The sequence below is a fragment of the Vibrio diabolicus genome (assembly GCF_011801455.1).
Taxonomy (GTDB): domain Bacteria; phylum Pseudomonadota; class Gammaproteobacteria; order Enterobacterales; family Vibrionaceae; genus Vibrio; species Vibrio diabolicus.
The window spans coordinates 1,322,058-1,341,357 of the sequence record NZ_CP042451.1 but is presented as its reverse complement, the minus strand read 5'-3'; the positions used below and the strand labels follow the sequence as shown (position 1 = coordinate 1,341,357).

Below are 19,300 nucleotides of genomic sequence, written 5' to 3'. Positions count from 1 at the left end.
TAATTCCGTCTTTTCGTTCAATTCGATTAATTCTTGCGGATACCGTAATCACGCAGTTTATTAGCGATTGAGGTATGCGATACATTTAAGCGCTTAGCAAGCTTGCGGCTTGATGGGAATGACTGATACAAACGCTCCAGAACTTGAGATTCATAATCACGCATGATCTCATCCAATGAACCGTCGATGTTAAGAGTCGCACTACCAGCACCGACTGACTGAGGCTGAGGTAAATTGAAGTGATCCGCGTTTAGTATACCACCATCCATTTCTGTGAGCGCTCGAAGAACCATGTTATCGAGTTGGCGCATGTTTCCTGGCCACTGATAATTTGCAAGGGCATCAACTAGACCATCATCAAACTCTGGCTTATCAATCCCAAGCTGTTGAGCATGTTTCGCCACAAATAACTCAAGCAATGGCGCAACGTCATTTGAGCGCTTACGTAACGGAGGAATGCTGAGCGTAAGTACGTTGAGACGATAATACAAATCTTCACGGAACATTCCTGCCTCAGAAAGTTCGGCAAGGTTATGTTTTGTTGAAGCGATGATACGAACATCGACATGCATCTCATCTTCTGCACCGACACGACGGAAATTACCATCTTGTAGAAAACGTAACAGCTTGATTTGAAGATGCGAACTCATTTCACCGATTTCATCAAGAAATACTGTCCCGCCATTTGCTTGCTCAAAGATGCCTTTGTGACCTTGTTCGTGGTTAAACGAGCCCGGCGCATGACCAAAAAGTTCGGTTTCTGCTACATCGTCAGGCATCGAAGCACAACTCAAAACTAAGAATGGCTTGCTCGCACGGCTAGAACGGCTGTGGCAAGCTTTAGCAAGCATTTCTTTACCGGTCCCTGTTTCGCCCTCAATTAACAGTGGCTGGTCAAGCACAGACAGCTTCTTAGCTTGGTTCATTAGCGCTTTATGACGGTTCGATATACCAACAAAGTGCTCAAAACCCAGAGGATTATGCAGTGGTAGCGCTTCTTCTATTCTTGCGACTTGCTGACTAGAGCGAATCGTCATCAGTGTACTAGCTAAGGTCGAGTTTTGCGCTTCGTCTCGGATATAAACTGGCATCAACTCAAGAACATAGTCCAAGCCATCAATCACAAGGTTTTCCCGCGTTCTGCCATTCACACCTTCAGACCAGCGAGAAAAACGAACACTTGGCAGCAAAGCTCCGATCTGCGTACCAATTACTTCTTGCTTGTGAAGACCAAGCAGTGAAAGTGCAGACATGTTTGCCATGTCTACGGCACCTTTAAGGTCGATGGCAAAAACCGGATCGGGCAAGTTATCAACTAGCGAGAGCAACTCCGTATTGTGGCGCTCCATCGGCATAAACTGGATTTTACGTACGTCTTTCACCCCCGGAATACGGCGGATTTCAGCCATCAGCTCACTAAACGTATCAAAATCAATATCTGGGCAATTCAAATAGATAATACCGCTAATATCGATTTCGATACCACGCAAGTCGATGCTTTTAGACGCTAAAATATCGAGCAGTTCTCGGGTCAAGCCGAGTCGATCTTCACATAAGACTTCAAGACGCACTGAAAATATCCCAATTCACGACTGTCAGGAAAAGTTGACAGTAGTTTCTATCATGCTTGGAATGGCGTCAAGCAATCCTATCCATCAAAGTTGATATTCGTTACGGTTTCATCGTAATTGATGCAACTTTCGCCGCCACAGCCTTGCGTATGGTGCCCAATTTAACCTGACGGTCAGGATACCAAGGTAGTGGACGCAATAAGGTCATCGCTTTCAAGCCCAAACGCGCCGTTAGAATACCAACACCTAGCCCCTGCCCCGCACGAGCAGAGACTTTGCCAGCAAGGTCCATCGACATCAAGTCCATACTGGCATCAATAGCTAGCTCACTGGCACCAGCCGCCGCCATATTGACAAATACCGCTTTTAGTAGCTTGATGCGAGAGGCGTAACCTAGCTCTACCCCATATACTTTGGAGAGGTTGTCGATCATTTTGAAATTTCGCCACGCCACCAGCAACATATCAGCGGCAGCCAGAGGGCTCACAGCGACTAGGGCCGCACACTCGGTTGCGTGCTGCGATACGATTTTCGTTGCCAACTTGTCTTGTTGGCTCACGACCATCGAGTCATACATATCAAGGACTTCAGCATCACTATGAGCAGGGTTAATGCTGTTCCGCCAACGATCAAAGCCCGGGCTCTCTACCATCACATCACTTTGTTCTGCCACATTTTCGCAAAAGGCTTTCCCTTTCCCCACACTCTCACTATTAACAAGCGCTTCTGCTTCTTCTTGAACACTAAAATGATTTCGTAGTTTGCGCAGTTTCCAAAGCTCTTTACCCATCGCCCCTAAACCAAGCGAAGCGATCGCAGCAATAAACCCCGTCCAGCTTAAAGCCAGCCAATCAGAAGTTTGAATTGCGGTTATAACCGAGTCCACCGCTTGCCAGCCAACCAAACCAGCGAAGGTGGCAAATGCGCCAGTCGCGAGCCACTTTCTGCCCGGTTTTGGACGAATGACATGCTCGAGTTGCAATTCCTGTTCGGTCTCCTGGCGCTCTTCTTTAACTTCAACAGGTACGAATGTTTCTTTTTCGCCGAATGTTTGCTGCGCCGTCAACTCCGGTTGATTCGATTGCTGCTCTTTTTCCATTGCCTTTTCAGAGAAAACTTGTTTTTGCTTCAACTCACTCATTTCAATTTATCTCCAATCAGGTAATCCAGTGCTTTGTCTAAGCGTATGTGCTTCACTGGCTCATCATTCGGTGAGGGCATTGGACGGAATGACGTAAAATCAAATCCGTTGTTTTGCCAATAAGCCGCATTTGGTAGCTTTTTCGGCACTTCTCCCGGAAACATCGTCATCGGCTCACCATCCAACGTCGTACCCTGTAACGCCGGAATCGTCTTATCTCCAGAAGAAATAAATCCCGTCGTGGTTGATTGGATAGAAGCGATACTCATGCAACTCATCTCGATATTCTCGTAGGCTGCGGTTTGCCACGCTGGATGCACCATTTGTTGTAGCAAAGACACCAAATTTGGGTGCTGATCGGGCGTGATATGATCCGCTTTTGTGGCAGCAAACAGCACTTTGTCGATTTTTGGTGAGAATAAACGGCGCAAAAAGCTACTACGACCATAACGGAAGCTATGCATGATCTGCTCTAGCGCTTGGCGCATGTCGTAAAACGCTTCATCGCCGGCATTGAGAGGCTGCAAGCAATCCACAAGTACAATCTGGCGATCGAAGGTCGCAAAGTGATGCTTATAAAACGCTTTCACTACTTTCTGTTGGTATTCCTGAAAACGCGCTTCGAGCATCGCCAAGTTGCTGCCCTTAAGCGCCTTGCTTTCCGGATCAGCACGACACGGGAAAAACTGTAGCACTGGCGCGCCTGCTAGCTCACCAGGTAATACGAAGCGGCCAGGCTGTACCCAATGAAGACCTGCGTCTTTACAGGTATGAAGGTACTCGGTGTATGTATGCGCAACTTTCTCGAGTAGTTTCTCGTTCACTTCAGCAGAAAGATCCACCTTTTCTAATTCAGACAGCCAAGCTTTGGCTAGATCGCCACGCTGGCCTTTAAGTGCATCAAACTGAGTTTGCGACCACGTCGCAAAGTCCATGTCCAATAACGGCAGGTCGAGCAACCACTCTCCTGGATAGTCGATAATATCAACATTTAAAATTGCGGTTTTACTCAACAGCTTTTTCGTGGTTTTATTTGGTTTGTACTTAAGCGCTAAGCGAATCTCACTCACATCCCGTGTTGGTACTGGCCATTGAGGTCGGGTCGCATGGATCTGGCTCATCGCTTCGTCGTAAGCAAAACGTGGCACCATCATATTCGCTTGAGGTTCACGCTTCGCTCCAATAAGACGCTTATCTCTGGCTGCAGTCAAAAGAGGCAAATTATCATGGGTAGCGGTATGGAGAAGCTGATTCACTAATGACGTGATGAATGCCGTCTTACCTGCACGAGAAAGTCCGGTGACGGCAATTCGAACATTGGAATCCATACCTCTGTTGATAAAGTCATTGACTTCTTTCTTTATTCTTTTCATTGCGCTTCTTTATCTTACTCCGCTCTAAAACAACGTTATCAGCCACTTCGGGGATTAATCTATGAATACTTACCTTTCAATACTGAACTCTATGAGTCTAACTTTATATACCTTAATAAAAGATGAACAAAACATTCGCTTAAAGCAGGATGAAAAAAGAAAAGCCTCTGAGTGGTTCAGAGGCTTACTTAATCAACACTAAAGCATTAGTGACCCTATTTATTCTGATTACTGTGTTGAACAGAAACCTGCTTTCTTTGAGTCTAGTCGTCTTCGATTAATTTATAGATAACAAATAGAGCGATTTCTAAAATCAGCCACAATACACACGTGATGGTCACGTACTTCTCATCAAAGATGCTGATGCCGTGAAGGATCAAGTCGTAGCCAACAAAGCCACCTACCACTACAGCAAGAATAATTTGTAGAATCTGAATAAAACGAGGCATGCCGTCTCCTAATTATTGTTCGCATAACGTTTGATTGCTATGCCCTGAGGTTTATATCTACATTATATAGACAAAAAGTGCAGTTTTCGCTGCACTTTTGTCAAATGTTTGCTAGGTAAATCAGCACCTTGTCACATTCTCTCTCCTGAGACAATGTAAGATTACCGTTTGCCTTACGCTTCCATCTCTTGGATTTTCACTTTCCAAGTGTCAGGACCGATTTGGTGTGCGTTAACGCCATTTGAGTCTACAGCCACTGTTACTGGCATATCTTCAACTTCAAACTCGTAAATCGCTTCCATACCTAAATCTTCAAATGCGACAACGCGAGCTTTCTTGATCGCTTTCGCTACAAGGTACGCCGCGCCACCAACAGCCATTAGGTAAACCGCTTTGTGATTCTTGATAGATTCAACCGTTGCAGGACCACGCTCAGCTTTACCGATCATGCCCATGATGCCTGTTTTTTCTAGCATCATATCGGTGAATTTATCCATACGCGTTGATGTTGTTGGACCAGCAGGACCAACGACTTCATCACCAACTGCATCGACAGGACCTACGTAGTAAATGAACTTACCGTTTAGATCTACACCTTCTGGTAGACCTTCGCCATTATCTAGCATGCCTTGAATACGTTTATGCGCTGCATCACGGCCAGTCAGAATTTTACCTGATAGAAGAACGGTTTCGCCTGTCTTCCACTCTTGTACTTCTTCTTTAGTAATCGTGTCTAAGTTTACGCGACGCGTGTTTTCTCCCGCTTCCCAAGTAATGTCTGGCCAATCTTCTAGTTTAGGTGGCGTGAGCTCTGCTGGGCCGCTGCCATCAAGCGTGAAGTGTACGTGACGAGTCGCCGCACAGTTCGGGATCAAACAAACAGGCTTAGAAGCCGCGTGCGTTGGCGCCGTTTTGATCTTAACGTCGACAACAGTTGTCAAACCACCAAGGCCTTGCGCGCCGATACCAAGTTTGTTCACGCGATTGAAGATATCAAGACGAAGCTCTTCTTCTGCGTTTTGCGGGCCACGGTCAATAAGCTCTTGAATATCGATGTGTTCCATTAGAGATTCTTTTGCCAATACCGCTGCTTTTTCAGCCGTACCGCCGATACCAATGCCAAGCATGCCAGGAGGACACCAGCCCGCCCCCATTGTTGGTAGCGTTTTTTCTACCCACTCAGCAATATCGTCAGATGGGTTTAGCATCACCATCTTAGTTTTGTTTTCGCTACCGCCGCCCTTCGCAGCGATCTGAATTTCAACTTTATCGCCCGGAACCATGTTGATATGTACGACGGCAGGCGTGTTGTCTTTGGTATTAATACGTTTACCGGCAGGATCCATAAGTACTGACGCACGCAACGGGTTGTCTGGGTTCGTATACGCTTGTCGAACACCTTCATCTACCATCTGCTGAACCGTCATGTCGGTTGAGTCCCATTGCACGCCCATACCGATGTTGACGAAACACGTCACGATACCAGTATCCTGACAAATTGGTCGGTGACCTTCTGCGGACATTCGGGAGTTAATTAGGATCTGAGCAATCGCGTCTTTAGCGGCTTGGCTCTCTTCGCGGTGATAGGCTTTTTCAAGAGCTTGAACAAAGTCTAGCGGGTGGTAGTAAGAAATATACTGTAGCGCATCAGCGACACTGCTGATCACATCCTGCTTGCGTATTACCGTCATTACATGCCTCGTTATAGTTATGCTTCCATTATTGGCTTGGCTTCAATCGTGTTTGTTGAGCTTATTGCTCTTTTGAGCTTCGTTTTTTATAAACAATTGTCGAACGGCTGATATCGACACACGAAACGCTGAAGTCGCCTACTTGTAAACCATCTCAAAACCCTATCAATAGAGGGAGTTTGGCTATACAGAGGAATATGATACTCTTGCTGCCCATGACATGCCATGCAGTGAACGATCTCTTTGTCACAAATTACACAAATGAACAACATGGACAATCAATTCATTGATTTTAAAGCGCTGGAATATGCACCAGAGTTTGCTCTTCACCTCTTTTCTCGCATTCAACACCAGCCTTGGGCGATGTTGCTGCGTTCTGCATCAGAAACGCATATCGATAGTCGCTTCGATGTGTTGGTTGCCAACCCAATTGCAACGTTAGAAACCACTGCCGACAGCACACAAGTTGAAACGCCATCGAATGCCTATTCAACTCAAGATGACCCATTCACGCTGCTTCATCAGTTGCAAGAAGAGTGGCTTCCTCACGTTGAGTTAAATAAAGAATTGGATTTGCCTTTTGTCGGCGGAGCGCTCGGTTACTTCAGCTACGATTTAGGTCGACGCGTAGAAACAATGCCAGAACTGGCCGAAAAGGACCTCAACACGCCTGATATGGCGGTAGGTCTGTATGAATGGGCCGTCGTTGTTGACCACAAGCTTAAAAAAGCATGCTTAGTCGGTCAGAATATCGAGCAAGCTTGGCAATGGATAGACAAACAAGAAGCGGAGCAAAGTGTAGACTTCGCTCTGTCCGGCGATTGGCAGTCAAACATGACGAAAGAGAGCTACGCTACTCGCTTTGACAAGGTGCAAGAATATTTGTTGAGTGGTGACTGCTATCAGATCAATTTGGCGCAACGCTTTAACGCACCGTATCAAGGCAGCGAGTGGCAAGCGTATCTGAAATTGGAGTCCGCGAACCAAGCGCCATTCTCAGCGTTTATCCGTATACCTGAGTCTTCGATTTTGAGTATCTCTCCAGAGCGATTTTTAGAACTCAAAGATCGCGTCATTGAAACGAAACCAATCAAAGGCACTCGACCACGCAGCGAAAATCCAAGGCAAGATAACGCTAATGCCCATGACTTGCAGACTGCGGAAAAAGATCAGGCAGAAAACCTGATGATTGTCGATTTGCTGCGTAATGACATTGGTCGAGTTGCATCACCGGGTAGCGTTCACGTGCCAAAGCTGTTTGATATTGAAAGCTTCCCCGCTGTGCATCATTTGGTGAGTACCATTCGTGCGAATTTGGACGAGCAATATTCTCCTGCAGATTTGCTGCGAGCGTGTTTTCCAGGCGGCTCAATTACGGGCGCACCTAAAGTTCGCGCAATGCAGATCATTGAAGAGTTGGAGCCGCATCGACGCAGCGCGTATTGCGGCAGTATTGGCTACATTTCTCGCCATGGTCGTATGGATACCAGCATCACCATCCGCACTCTCGTAGCGGAAAATCACAAACTGTACGCTTGGGCTGGCGGCGGCGTCGTTGCAGATAGCGATTGCGCTTCTGAATATCAAGAAACGTTGGATAAGCTCTCAAAGATTTTGCCAGCGCTGCAATCGTAGGTTTCGTCAAATGGCAACGGTCTATGAATCCTGCTAACGAAAACAAGCAAAAACGCCTCCAGTACGGATAATGCTGCTCGTTTAACTGCGAGTGGGCATATTTCTGTATCTCGTCATCCTGCACAGCGACGAAGGAGCGTGATGTTGGCTCTTCTATCCGAGCACTTTATGGTCAAATTTGTTTCATTAGCCGCTCAGCATGCTGCTATTAGATTCCTAGTCTCGCCAAGGCTCGCTGGAATGACACAAGAAACATCGTTAAGCGATCGGCATTATCCAGTGTGGAGCGTTTTTTGTATGTTTTATTTACAGGTACTTTGGCTTTTAGCCGTTGGCTAACAAGAATCCGTTTTTTTAAGAGGCTGCGTCTACTGCTCAAGCCACTTACACATGATCTGTTCAATATCGGTTGCGGTGTACGGTTTAGTGAGGATGTCGTCCATGCCTGAATCAATGCACTTTTGACGCTCTTCGATGGTAGTGCCAGCGGTTAATGCAATAATAGGATGAGTAAAGCCACGCTCTCTCAGATACATCGTCGCCTCATAACCATCCATTTCTGGCATTCGGCAGTCCATAAATATCAGTTCGTAATCTTTGTTTTTCACCGCTTCTAAAGCTTCTTTCCCATTGGCTTTTAAATCAGGCGTAATGTCGAGTTTTTTCAGCATTTGAGTAACTATCACTTGGTTCATTCTGATGTCGTCAACCACCAGTATTGAGCGTCCTGCCAAATCACTTCGCTCTATGGTAGCTAATTCCCCCTCAGCTGCGCCTTGGGCTTGTCCCTCCTTTAGAGGAATAGAGACTTTAAAGGTGGTACCTTTGCGTTCTTCACTTTCAAAGCTAATCTCGCCCTGCATCAAATCCACTAGATTTTTACAAATCGCAAGGCCCAAACCTGAGCCTTCAAAACTGCGCTTCGCCGAGCGATCTACTTGCACAAATGGGTCAAATAATGAGGGCTGTGCTTCTATCGGGATGCCAATACCCGTGTCTTCAACCTCAAAATGCGCAATACCATTTATCCACTCCACTCGCAGCACCACCCCTCCCAAATGAGTAAACTTAATAGCATTTCCCACCAAGTTGACCAAGATCTGTGTAATTCGCTCTAAGTCACCAACTAAAAACTCGGGAATACCGAGCTTTTTATCGATAGAGAAATGAATTCGCTTTTCTGCTGCTTTAGCTGAAAATACGCCCATGATGGCTTTTTCAAGCTCTTCCCAAGCAAAGACCTTATCGATGATTTCCATCATACCGGCATTCATCTTGCTGAAGTCGAGAAGATCGTTAATGATGACCCTCAACAAGTCTCCCGATTGAGTCAAGTTGTTTAGGTAATGGCGTTGCTCTTCACCTAACTGTGTTCGACTTAGTAGTTCAGCACTACCTAATACGCCATTAAGAGGCGTACGCAACTCGTGGTTAATCATGGCGACAAACTCTTTCGTCGCTTTTTCCGATTCCTCTGCTCGCTTTCGCAGCTCCACTTCTCGCTCTAAACTCAAATGACGCCCAATGACCCCATGAACCAAATCCGATACCAGCTCCATCTGTTTGGAAATAAACGATTGATCGATTTGATCCAACTGAACAGAGAAGATCAACTCCCCTACTGTTTGCTTGTCAATGATGATAGGCAAATGCAAGTTCTCCCCCTGCCAATTGGGGACAGTCTTAATCGTATTCTCATGGCGAAGCTGTAAATGACCAAAATGATGTCGGCGCAAAGAAGAGAGTTTTGTGGAATCAAGATGTAAGTAAGCCGCAGAAATGATTGAGTTCGAAGTGAGCTGTTCAATAAAACTGGCAATCATGGCTTCATCAAACGTGCTCGACAAAAAAGTTCGACCAAACTTAATCAGCGTCGCGTCAACTTTCTCTTCGAACTCAAACTTGCGTAAATCCTTTTTTGATTTCAACTCAAGCTTTTTTAAAGCAACACTTAGCTGTTGAGTAGATTCATAAAGTTCGAAGCTCTTCTGCTCCAATAACCGCTCAGCTGCTTTTCTTGATTCGATTTCTCGTTTGAGTTTCCTTTCTAGCGAGGAACTTCCTGTCATATCGTTCTTATTGTGCCTCTAACCAAAAGCGAACCTGGCTACCATCTTCTGACTGGTTTTGGTGTTTGATATGAATAACTTCACCAAAGTGCGCTGCGCAACCTTTTATTAGACCTAAACATACGTGAGACATGCACCGCGCACTTCGATAATCAAACACCATGTTTGATTGAGTCTCGCTGATAAAATCAAACTGAGGAGGATTAGCATCTGGGTAGAGCTTTTTGACCTCGACATGAATAAAATCTTCAACATGGCGAACAAATTGAAATGTCGTTTCACACTGCTGCAAACTCGCGTGACTAGGAATCGAGCGAAGTAAATTCAAAAAAACGCACTCTCCAAATACTTCTTGCAGTTGTTCAGGTGGAATGCCAGATACTTTACTGAGATTCACAATCAATTTAACCAAGTCTTTATGATCGTAACTACCAACCGCCGTATAAATCCCTTCGTCATTAGAAAGGTCGAGCACTTGGTCTAACACATCGAGACCAAACTTCTCTTCCACTAACTCCATGAACTCGGTGAAAATAATCCCTTTCATCAGTCAATACTTGCCCTATAGTGACGTCTTAAAATAAAGAATGGTTTATAACCTTATAAGTTTCAAATTATTACACCCAAGCAGAGTGAGACACACGACACAAAGCAGGGAAAGAACCAATGGACATGCTTTGGTATTGCCGTACTACTACTTTAATACCGTACCAACGGCGATAGCACCACGCCTCTTGCGGCCATTGAGTATAATAAATAGTGGTTAGGCACAATAAATAAGGATTTGGTTTGGTTATCGACAAAACTCAATTACTGCAAAACTTTCAATTTCGGCTTCCAACGGGTTACCACAAAGAATCCCTCGCGCGACTGAAATGGATGAAAGGAAAATCACTGCGAGACGCAGCGGTCTTAATTGGTTTTGTAGAACGCCCGGAGGGGCTACAGGTCATTTTGACAAAGCGAGCAGCGCACTTGCGTCATCATCCGGGACAAATCAGTTTCCCCGGCGGTAAGTTTGAGCAGGAAGATCGGCATCTAATCAATACGGCTTTACGAGAAACCAAAGAAGAGGTCGGCATAGAAGATGAACATATTCATGTATTTGGCCAGCTTCCAACATTGCCAACGATTAGTCAGTTTAATGTGACACCGTTTTTGGCCTTTATTTCTCCTGAGTATAAAACGCATATTGACCCAAATGAGGTGGAGTCTGTTTTTGAAGTTCCTGCTAACCACATTCTGAATCCGACAAAATTGTACAGCACCAAGTTTGACCTAAAAAACAGCAGTCATCGTGTATTTGCTATCCCATATAGACAGCATTTCATCTGGGGCATGACCGCACAAATCATCGAATCAATGCAAAAACATATCATTTCACATTGAAAACTTCTGATATCGGTATTTTTATGGATGCGATCATCATGCGCATCAATATTAATAAAACGTTGCTTCATAAACATTCATTCACATTAGATTAATTTGCCGTTTTCACCGCAAACGCTTGCGGTGAAATAAATTTATACAAATAGCCCTATCGATAAGTTTTTCTAATTTTACTCATTAGCAGAAATCACGAGTAGCACATCATTTTCGTGATAAAAAGCAGGTTTTTGACATATCATTCAATAAGCGTAAGCAATAAATGATTTAGATCTAATTTTCCTAGTGTAAAATCTTGCAAAATTACTCCCGACTTATTTCCTGTTCCCAAAATGAGTAACTAAAAAATGAATACAACTACTTCTGCGGTTTCTACCGCACAATCGTCTAGTAAGTTTTCTTACAAAGACTTTACCTGGTGTCTGTCCCTTTTTGGTACGGCAGTAGGTGCCGGTGTACTATTCCTTCCTATTAAAGCAGGTGCAGGTGGCTTTTGGCCATTAGTAATCCTAGCCCTAATCGCAGCACCAATGACTTGGTTCGCACACAAATCTTTAGCTCGCTTCGTTCTTTCTGCGAAAAACCCAGAAGCGGACATCACTGACACAGTAGAAGAGCACTTTGGTAAGACTGGCGCAAACCTTATTACGTTCGCTTACTTCTTCGCTATCTACCCAATCGTACTTATCTACGGTGTTGGTATCACAAACACGGTTGACTCTTTCCTAGTTAACCAAATGGGTATGGAATCTATTCCTCGCTGGCTACTTTCCGGTGCACTTATCGCTGCAATGACAGCGGGCGTAGTGTTCGGTAAAGAGCTTATGCTGAAAGCAACTTCAGCGATGGTTTACCCTCTAGTGTTCATCCTACTAGCGCTGTCTGTGTACCTAATTCCTGGTTGGAACACTTCAATGATGGAAGTATCACCTGACTGGGGTGCAATGCCAGCTATCGTATGGCTAGCAATCCCTGTTATCGTGTTCTCTTTCAACCACAGCCCAATCATTTCTCAGTTCTCTAAAGAACAACGTCGTGTATACGGTGATGACGCAGTTAAGAAAACTGACGCTATCACTGGTGGCGCAGCGATGATGCTAATGGGCTTTGTAATGTTCTTCGTTTTCTCTGTTGTACTTTCTCTGTCTCCAGAGCAACTAGCAACAGCACAAGAGCAAAACATCTCTGTTCTTTCTTACCTAGCAAACGTTCATGAGTCTCCACTGATCTCTTACTTAGGTCCACTGGTTGCTTTCGCGGCTATCACTTCTAGCTACTTCGGCCACTTCCTAGGTGCGCATGAAGGTCTAGTTGGTCTAGTGAAATCTCGTTCAAAATCGCCAGTAAGCAAGATCGAGAAGATGTCTCTTATCTTCATCGTAATCACAACTTGGATCGTTGCTATCGTTAACCCAAGCATCCTAGGTATGATTGAAACAATGGGCGCACCGATGATTGCGGCAATCCTATTCTTGATGCCTATCTTCGCAATGCAAAAAGTTCCAGCGATGGCTAAGTACAAAACTTCAGCACCTGTGCAAATTTTCACAGCAATCTGTGGTCTTGCTGCCATTAGTTCTGTAATCTACGGCGCTCTTTAATCATCCCTGCCCTAGCACGGTATGATTAATCCAAAAATATAACGATAAAATTAAGCCTCCCAACTCCCCTTGGGAGGCTTTCTTCTGAGGTAATCGATATGATTAGTGTTTTTGATATCTATAAAATCGGTGTTGGACCTTCAAGCTCACACACTGTAGGCCCAATGAAAGCGGGTAAAGAGTTTATTGATGATCTTCGCGCAATGGGAAAACTGCGCGACATCACTAAAATCACCGTTGACGTTTATGGATCACTATCACTGACAGGGAAAGGTCACCACACAGATATTGCTATCATCATGGGTCTTGCAGGCAACACTCCTGAGAAAGTTGATATCGATTCTATCCCGGGCTTTATCGCTCGCGTAGAAGAAACTGAACGCCTTCCTGTTGGCATGCACTGTCACACAGTATCGTTCCCACGTGAAGGTGGAATGAACTTCCACAAAACAAACCTTGAGTTACACGAAAACGGCATGCAAATCCACGCTTGGATTGATGACGAAAAAGCGTACTCAAAAACTTACTACTCTATCGGCGGTGGTTTCATCGTTGATGAAGAAAACTTCGGTAAAGAAGTTGAGAACCCAGTAAAAGTTCCTTACCCGTTTACAACGGCAGAAGAGCTTGTAAAACAATGTCATGAAAGCGGCCTATCTATCAGTGCGCTAACCATGAAAAATGAACATGCGCTTCATTCTGACGAAGAAACTCGTACTTACTTCGCAAACATCTGGCGCACAATGCGCGAATGTATGGATCGCGGTATGAACGAAGAAGGCATTCTGCCTGGTCCACTACGCGTGCCTCGTCGTGCGGCAGCACTTCGTCAGCAACTGCTTACTTCTGAAAAAACAACGAACGATCCAATGTCTGTTGTTGACTGGGTAAACATGTTTGCTTTTGCAGTAAACGAAGAGAACGCAGCAGGTGGTCGTGTTGTAACTGCGCCGACTAACGGTGCATGTGGCATCATCCCTGCGGTACTGGCTTACTATGACAAGTTTATTCAAACCGTAACTGAGAAAGACTACATCCGTTACTTCGCAGCTTCTGGTGCAATTGGCGGCCTTTACAAGCGTAACGCGTCTATCTCTGGTGCAGAAGTTGGCTGTCAGGGCGAAGTTGGCGTGGCATGTTCTATGGCAGCAGCGGGCCTTGCTGAGCTTATGGGTGGTAGCCCAGAGCAAGTATGTATGGCGGCTGAAATTGCGATGGAGCACAACCTAGGTCTAACTTGCGACCCGGTTGCAGGTCAGGTTCAGGTTCCATGTATCGAGCGTAATGGTATTGCAGCTGTAAAAGCAATCAACTCAACTCGTATGGCACTGCGTCGTTCTTCTGCTCCTACTGTTTCTCTAGATAAAGTTATCGAAACAATGCTAGAGACAGGTAAAGACATGAACGCGAAATACCGTGAGACTTCTCAAGGCGGCCTAGCAGTAAAAGTTATCTGTTAATAAGCCTTGCTGAATATCGACGAAACCCGAGCCGCCGCTCGGGTTTTTTATACCTCATTAACTATGAATAATGGGTTGCTACGCCCAGCATAAAAAAACCTAAAACCTTGAATATATCCAATTATTATGGATATCCCCGTAAAAAATCACATCCCTCTCCTAGCTTTATTGATAACGTAGCCAAAAATTAAACTTGGAGCACACCAACACATGATTAGGTTTGAAATTGGAAACCAAATCTGCGTTTGCTTGTCCGAAAACGAAATATCTTTAGAGCTCAATCAATCACTCCACCACTCCATTCCTGTCAACCCAAATGAGTACGCCATTCTGTCAACCATCGCCAAATACGGCAGCTTAAATACGCCAATTAGCCAGCGACTGATAGAAAGCAAAATCACTCAACAATACAAAATGACACTGCCTGAAAATGGCTTTAAAAACGCGGTGGCCGCTCTAAGAAAGAAATTTCGCAAGCTCACGGAAGAACACGTAACCACAAAAAAAAATATTATCGAAAATATTCACCGGACCGGATACTTCATCCCTTTTACTATGCAAAACAACCATCAGAATGGCATCGACCATCAACACAAGATCAATCAGTACACAACAAACAGCCTTGGCAAAGCCCTTCGTATTTGTCTGCGTAATAAAAAGATCTATTCAGATACGCTGTGGGTCGTCTTGATCACAGCGATCATTTTCTTTGCCATCTGTTATTACGCGATAAACAGCATTGTGAAACATAATTATCTTGATAACGCCTTCGAAATTGCAGAAAACCTTTCCCAAAAGAGCTGCTTTGCTGATGAAAGAGAATTGAAGTCGCTCTTTGATAATGTAAAGCTGGTCGAATCGAGCATGATGCTAGACCGTTTCAATATCCGGTGTTTAGTCACCCCAGAAACCGTTGTCCCTGTCAGCAAAAAAGCATTTGAAGAGTGGAGTAATAATAGCAATTATACGACCCAATCATTTGACTTGAATAACGCGACCGTTTTGGTTCGTGTCAAAAACATTAACTTATCCGACAACGTTGAAAATCATATTTCGCGTTTTTTTCTTTCCGGCATGAAGCTATCAACCAATACAGGGACCTCTTTAGAAATTGGTAACACCAATGAACGCTTTTTCAACTATCACGTTAAGAACAGCGGCTATAAAGAGGTGTATTACATCTCTGGACCGTTTCAAAGCATCATTTTATTAAGCTTGCTGTTTCTCATAATACTGCGTCATCGCTCTCTACAAGCCTTTATGGCTTATTTGTGTGCAATTCGACAATTTAAAATCAAACTGGAGCCGATTTATGACACTTCAGCGCAAAAGATTGTGCATTACGAAGCGCTCTCGCGGTTTAAGGTAAAAAATACGCAACGGTTTATTGAGACACTGATCCGCAATGGGCTGCTCCTAACTCATACCTTACTGGTGATAGAGTCCATCTATACTAAGCACAAAGCCTTGCCTATTCCTATCAGCATTAATGTTTGTCCTTCTTTGCTGCGAGGACGCAACTTTTCAATCCTACACAGAGAACTATCTAACCGAGATTGTCGTTTGCTGACGATTGAAATCACGGAAAATGCATCGATGTACTATACCTCCGAGATTTATGGCAATGTCGCGAAACTAAAAGCACTGGATTGTAAAATCAGTATCGATGACTTTGGCACTGGCAACAACAACGTGTCGCTCATCAGTAAAATCAATCCAGATTATTTGAAAATAGATCGGGAGTTTGTGATTGGTTTAAAGTCGGACGATAAGAAAGTGGAAACGTTGCGTCAGTTAATCGCCATGGGAAATACGTATCGGTGTACCGTCATTGTTGAAGGCGTAGAAACGGCAGACAGTGCTCACTTACTCACAACATTAGGCGCCTATATTCACCAAGGTTATTATTATCCTCTGCATTTCTAGCTTTTCTTAACCTCGTGAGTTACTTAAACTAGAGGGAATACTCTATTAAAGTTCGTGGCGGCATGAGGATATGCCGCCAATTTGTGGTTGAACGATGATTGCTATTAAACCCACCAAACTGAAAGATTTTTCGAGTTTGATGCAATTGGATGTGCAGGAAGAGCAGAAAGGATTTTCTACGCCGTTTGAAGTGGCTTATCAAAAACGCAATAAGTCTGAAGCGTTCTTTACGATTTATTCTGACGATCTATTAGTTGGCTATCTTGTTATCGATAAAGGCTTCTCCCAACATGCGCCCTTTGCCAAAAGGCACGAACTGGGGCTCAAGTACTTGATGGTTGATCGACGCTTCCAACGCCAAGGGGTTGGGAGTGAAGCGTTACGTAAACTGTTCGTTTATGCGTATACCATTGACCCTGAAAGCACCTCTCTTTGCGTCACTGTGCCACAGAGTCAGCAATACGCTATCAGTTTTCTTGATGCGTGTGGATTCATCAATACAGAGAAAACAACGTTTGGTGAGAACGAAAAAGAGTGGATTTTACGTCATCCACTGAGCTAGCAAGAAAATTATAAAAAATAGGGAATATCCAGATACAACAAAGGCAAGCTCATGGCTTGCCTTTGTCTTCAATGCTCAATAAAAAGTGACTTATTCACCTTTGTAAATACAACCGGCTGTGCACGTTTCTTTGATTTCTACTTTGCTTAGCAACGGTAAACTTGGCTTAAGCTGTTGCCAAATCCATTTTGCTAGCACTTCGCTCGTCGGATTCTCCAAACCTTCAATGTCGTTCAGGTAATAATGGTCTAAACGATTGTAAATTGGTTTGAATGCCGCTTTGATTTCAGCGAAATCCACTACCCAACCAGTATGCGGGTCTACCTCACCTTCTACATAAAGACGAACTAAGAAAGAGTGTCCATGCAAACGACCACACTTATGGCCTTCAGGTACATGTGGCAAGTGATGTGCCGCTTCGAACATAAACTCTTTGTACAATTCTGTTTTCATCTTGATTCTCAGGCTTTAAAAAGACACGCAATACTAAGGAATTCACTGCCAACAGACAAGTGCTACTCAATACAAGCGTAGCAAAACGCCGTTTGTTCTCAGCGAAAATAATTAAACCTTTGTCCTGATCGTCGTATTTCTGTCATGCGCCAAACATTTGATTACACAGCACTCACATCACAATTACATATCCCCAACATGAGTGGGGTCACAATCATTCATTTCGTTGATCGCAGTGTGCATTTGTGCACATTAAGATTGTGCAGTTCGTTCCAATTACACTTATAAATTTATGCGCTCAACTATCACTTTTAAGCTCTTGCTCGCGTTAATTGCCGTCTTCAGCTGTGTTCTGGCTACCTCTACGGCTTATCAATACCATCAACAAAAAACCTTAATCAATGATGTTCTCAGTGAACAGCTTCATGATAAGGCCAGTAATTACTTCGATAGCCTAAACATGATGATGCTAACAGGCACCATGTCGCAAAAAGAAACTTTGCGAAAAAAAGCACTCGCTCAAGAAGGGATTGAAGAAGTTCGCGTGTTGCGAGCTGATACCGTCACCAAGCTTTACGGACCAGGACAAGTAAACCAACAACCGGTCGATGATATTGACCAACGAGCTTTAAATGGCGAACTGGTCATTGAGCCAATTTCAGCCGATTGGGGGAACGGACTGGTTGTCGCGCTACCAATGAAATCAAGCGAAAATTATCGTGGCACCAACTGCGTTTCTTGCCATGTAGCACCAGAAGGCGAAGTATTGGGCGCGATTCGTTTGGAATACAACATGAACCACGTCAATTCAATGATCAATAAACAGGCAATGTTTGCGATGGGAATAATGGCCGTTATCGCGTTTGTTGGTTTTATTATAACGATGAGTTTGATTCGTAAAATCATTGTTCGCCCAATACAAAAAACGTCGCAATTCATGGCGAATGTGAGCCATAGTAAAGATCTATCTCAACGACTTGTTCATCACCAAAAAGATGAGGTAGGCCAACTTTCTACCGCGATTAATTCGTTTATGGATACGGTATCCGAGAGTTTAGAGCGTGTACAAGACACCTCCCACTCTCTTGCCAATTCAGCCAGTCAGTTAACGGATGTTGCACAATCAACAGACAAAGCGGCCAATAATCAACAATTGGAAACCAGTGACGTACAAAGCAACATCACCGACATGTTGCAACAACAAACCGCCGTTGAAGACTCGACCAATAACGCCACAGCTCTAGTCAACCACACCGTTGATGTTGCCACTCACAGCGCAAGCCAAGCACACAGCGTGAGCGAAGACATCAAACACTTGGTGAGCAATATTGACGGCGTACGGGAAAAAATCAGTTCGTTAAACCAAAGAACCGAAGAAGTATCATCCATTCTTGGGGTCATTAAAGGCATTGCAGAACAAACGAACCTACTCGCGTTGAATGCTGCAATTGAAGCCGCCCGAGCCGGAGAGCAAGGACGCGGTTTTGCCGTCGTCGCGGAGGAAGTGCGTAACCTAGCTTCTCGGACCGCCGAAGCCACAGGCAACATTGAGCATATCATTTCTCAATTCCAGCAAGGGAGTGAAGAGTCCTTAGCCTCTGTGGATACTGTCTGCCAGTTTGCTCACCAACGTTCAGTCGATGTCGAGACACTTTCAGTCACGATGCATAACGTTGTCGATGAAATGCATCAAGTTCTGAAACATGCGGAAAACATTCAAAGCCAGACGCAAACCACATCCGACGTCAGTCAGCGTATTCAATCCAAAATTGATGTGATCACACTGCATGCTGACGACACATCGCAATCAGCATCGCACACGCGTGATATTAGTGTTGATTTAGAGCATCTATCCGAACGTTTAGAGCAATTACTTAACCAATTCACACTTTCAGAGCATCAAAGAGTGAATAAATAGAGAGATTCTCCCCATCAAAATGAATATAAAGGTTGATGCGAGCGAATTGACAGGTAATATGTCTC

At 44.5% G+C, this 19,300-nt stretch carries 15 protein-coding genes; 7 read left to right on the top strand and 8 right to left on the bottom strand.

Annotated features, from left to right (window positions below; genetic code table 11):
- Window positions 1–26: 26 nt before the first annotated feature.
- The 5 genes from tyrR to FR741_RS06215 form a co-directional block, all read right to left on the bottom strand.
- Window positions 27–1,571 carry a transcriptional regulator TyrR gene (gene tyrR / locus FR741_RS06235; RefSeq protein ID WP_005376914.1) on the bottom strand — a complete coding sequence of 515 codons (1,545 nt, stop codon included), beginning with the start codon at window positions 1,569–1,571 and terminating at the stop codon, window positions 27–29.
- 100 nt (window positions 1,572–1,671) lie between these two features.
- Window positions 1,672–2,712 carry a YcjF family protein gene (locus FR741_RS06230; RefSeq protein WP_167426440.1) on the bottom strand — a complete coding sequence of 347 codons (1,041 nt, stop codon included), beginning with the start codon at window positions 2,710–2,712 and terminating at the stop codon, window positions 1,672–1,674.
- Complete coding sequence (locus FR741_RS06225; RefSeq protein WP_167426439.1) at window positions 2,709–4,085, bottom strand: YcjX family GTP-binding protein; 1,377 nt, start codon at window positions 4,083–4,085, stop codon at window positions 2,709–2,711. Before FR741_RS06225 ends, FR741_RS06230 begins: the two co-directional genes overlap by 4 nt.
- 263 nt (window positions 4,086–4,348) lie before the next feature.
- Complete coding sequence (locus FR741_RS06220) at window positions 4,349–4,534, bottom strand: hypothetical protein (protein WP_012841654.1); 186 nt, start codon at window positions 4,532–4,534, stop codon at window positions 4,349–4,351.
- Between the two features lie 173 nt (window positions 4,535–4,707).
- Window positions 4,708–6,225, bottom strand: coding sequence for a fumarate hydratase (locus tag FR741_RS06215; RefSeq protein WP_005376905.1), 1,518 nt, complete (start codon window positions 6,223–6,225; stop codon window positions 4,708–4,710).
- Between the two features lie 270 nt (window positions 6,226–6,495).
- Here FR741_RS06215 and pabB point away from each other — a divergent pair, with 270 nt between their 5' ends.
- Window positions 6,496–7,860 (top strand): aminodeoxychorismate synthase component I, encoded by a 1,365-nt coding sequence (gene pabB / locus FR741_RS06210; RefSeq protein ID WP_174856093.1) that lies wholly within the window; start codon window positions 6,496–6,498, stop codon window positions 7,858–7,860.
- A gap of 368 nt (window positions 7,861–8,228) precedes the next feature.
- Here the strand turns inward: pabB and FR741_RS06205 are convergent, their stop codons facing one another.
- Complete coding sequence (locus tag FR741_RS06205; RefSeq protein ID WP_114323198.1) at window positions 8,229–9,929, bottom strand: ATP-binding protein; 1,701 nt, start codon at window positions 9,927–9,929, stop codon at window positions 8,229–8,231.
- Window positions 9,930–9,936: 7 nt separating this feature from the next.
- Window positions 9,937–10,476: a heme NO-binding domain-containing protein gene (locus FR741_RS06200; RefSeq protein WP_012841652.1), complete on the bottom strand. Its 540-nt coding sequence runs from the start codon at window positions 10,474–10,476 to the stop codon at window positions 9,937–9,939.
- 242 nt (window positions 10,477–10,718) lie between these two features.
- Between FR741_RS06200 and FR741_RS06195 the strand changes: the two genes are divergently transcribed.
- The 5 genes from FR741_RS06195 to FR741_RS06175 all read left to right on the top strand — a co-directional run bounded on the left by FR741_RS06195 (window position 10,719) and on the right by FR741_RS06175 (window position 16,864).
- Complete coding sequence (locus tag FR741_RS06195; RefSeq protein ID WP_167426438.1) at window positions 10,719–11,318, top strand: CoA pyrophosphatase; 600 nt, start codon at window positions 10,719–10,721, stop codon at window positions 11,316–11,318.
- Between the two features lie 344 nt (window positions 11,319–11,662).
- Window positions 11,663–12,916, top strand: coding sequence for an aromatic amino acid transport family protein (locus tag FR741_RS06190; RefSeq protein ID WP_005396901.1), 1,254 nt, complete (start codon window positions 11,663–11,665; stop codon window positions 12,914–12,916).
- Between the two features lie 98 nt (window positions 12,917–13,014).
- Window positions 13,015–14,376 (top strand): L-serine ammonia-lyase, encoded by a 1,362-nt coding sequence (locus FR741_RS06185; protein ID WP_005396900.1) that lies wholly within the window; start codon window positions 13,015–13,017, stop codon window positions 14,374–14,376.
- Between the two features lie 210 nt (window positions 14,377–14,586).
- On the top strand, window positions 14,587–16,302 hold the full coding sequence (gene tpdA, locus FR741_RS06180; RefSeq protein ID WP_167426437.1) for a cyclic di-GMP phosphodiesterase TpdA: 1,716 nt from the start codon (window positions 14,587–14,589) through the stop codon (window positions 16,300–16,302).
- A gap of 94 nt (window positions 16,303–16,396) precedes the next feature.
- On the top strand, window positions 16,397–16,864 hold the full coding sequence (locus FR741_RS06175; RefSeq protein ID WP_046876185.1) for a GNAT family N-acetyltransferase: 468 nt from the start codon (window positions 16,397–16,399) through the stop codon (window positions 16,862–16,864).
- Between the two features lie 90 nt (window positions 16,865–16,954).
- Here FR741_RS06175 and queD read toward each other — a convergent pair whose 3' ends face one another.
- A complete protein-coding gene (gene queD, locus FR741_RS06170; RefSeq protein ID WP_005376896.1) occupies window positions 16,955–17,317 on the bottom strand; it encodes a 6-carboxytetrahydropterin synthase QueD in 363 nt (120 codons plus the stop codon).
- Between the two features lie 292 nt (window positions 17,318–17,609).
- Here queD and FR741_RS06165 point away from each other — a divergent pair, with 292 nt between their 5' ends.
- The gene (locus FR741_RS06165; protein ID WP_167426436.1) at window positions 17,610–19,235 is read left to right on the top strand and encodes a methyl-accepting chemotaxis protein; all 1,626 of its coding nucleotides are present in this window, start codon (window positions 17,610–17,612) and stop codon (window positions 19,233–19,235) included.
- Window positions 19,236–19,300: the final 65 nt, after the last annotated feature.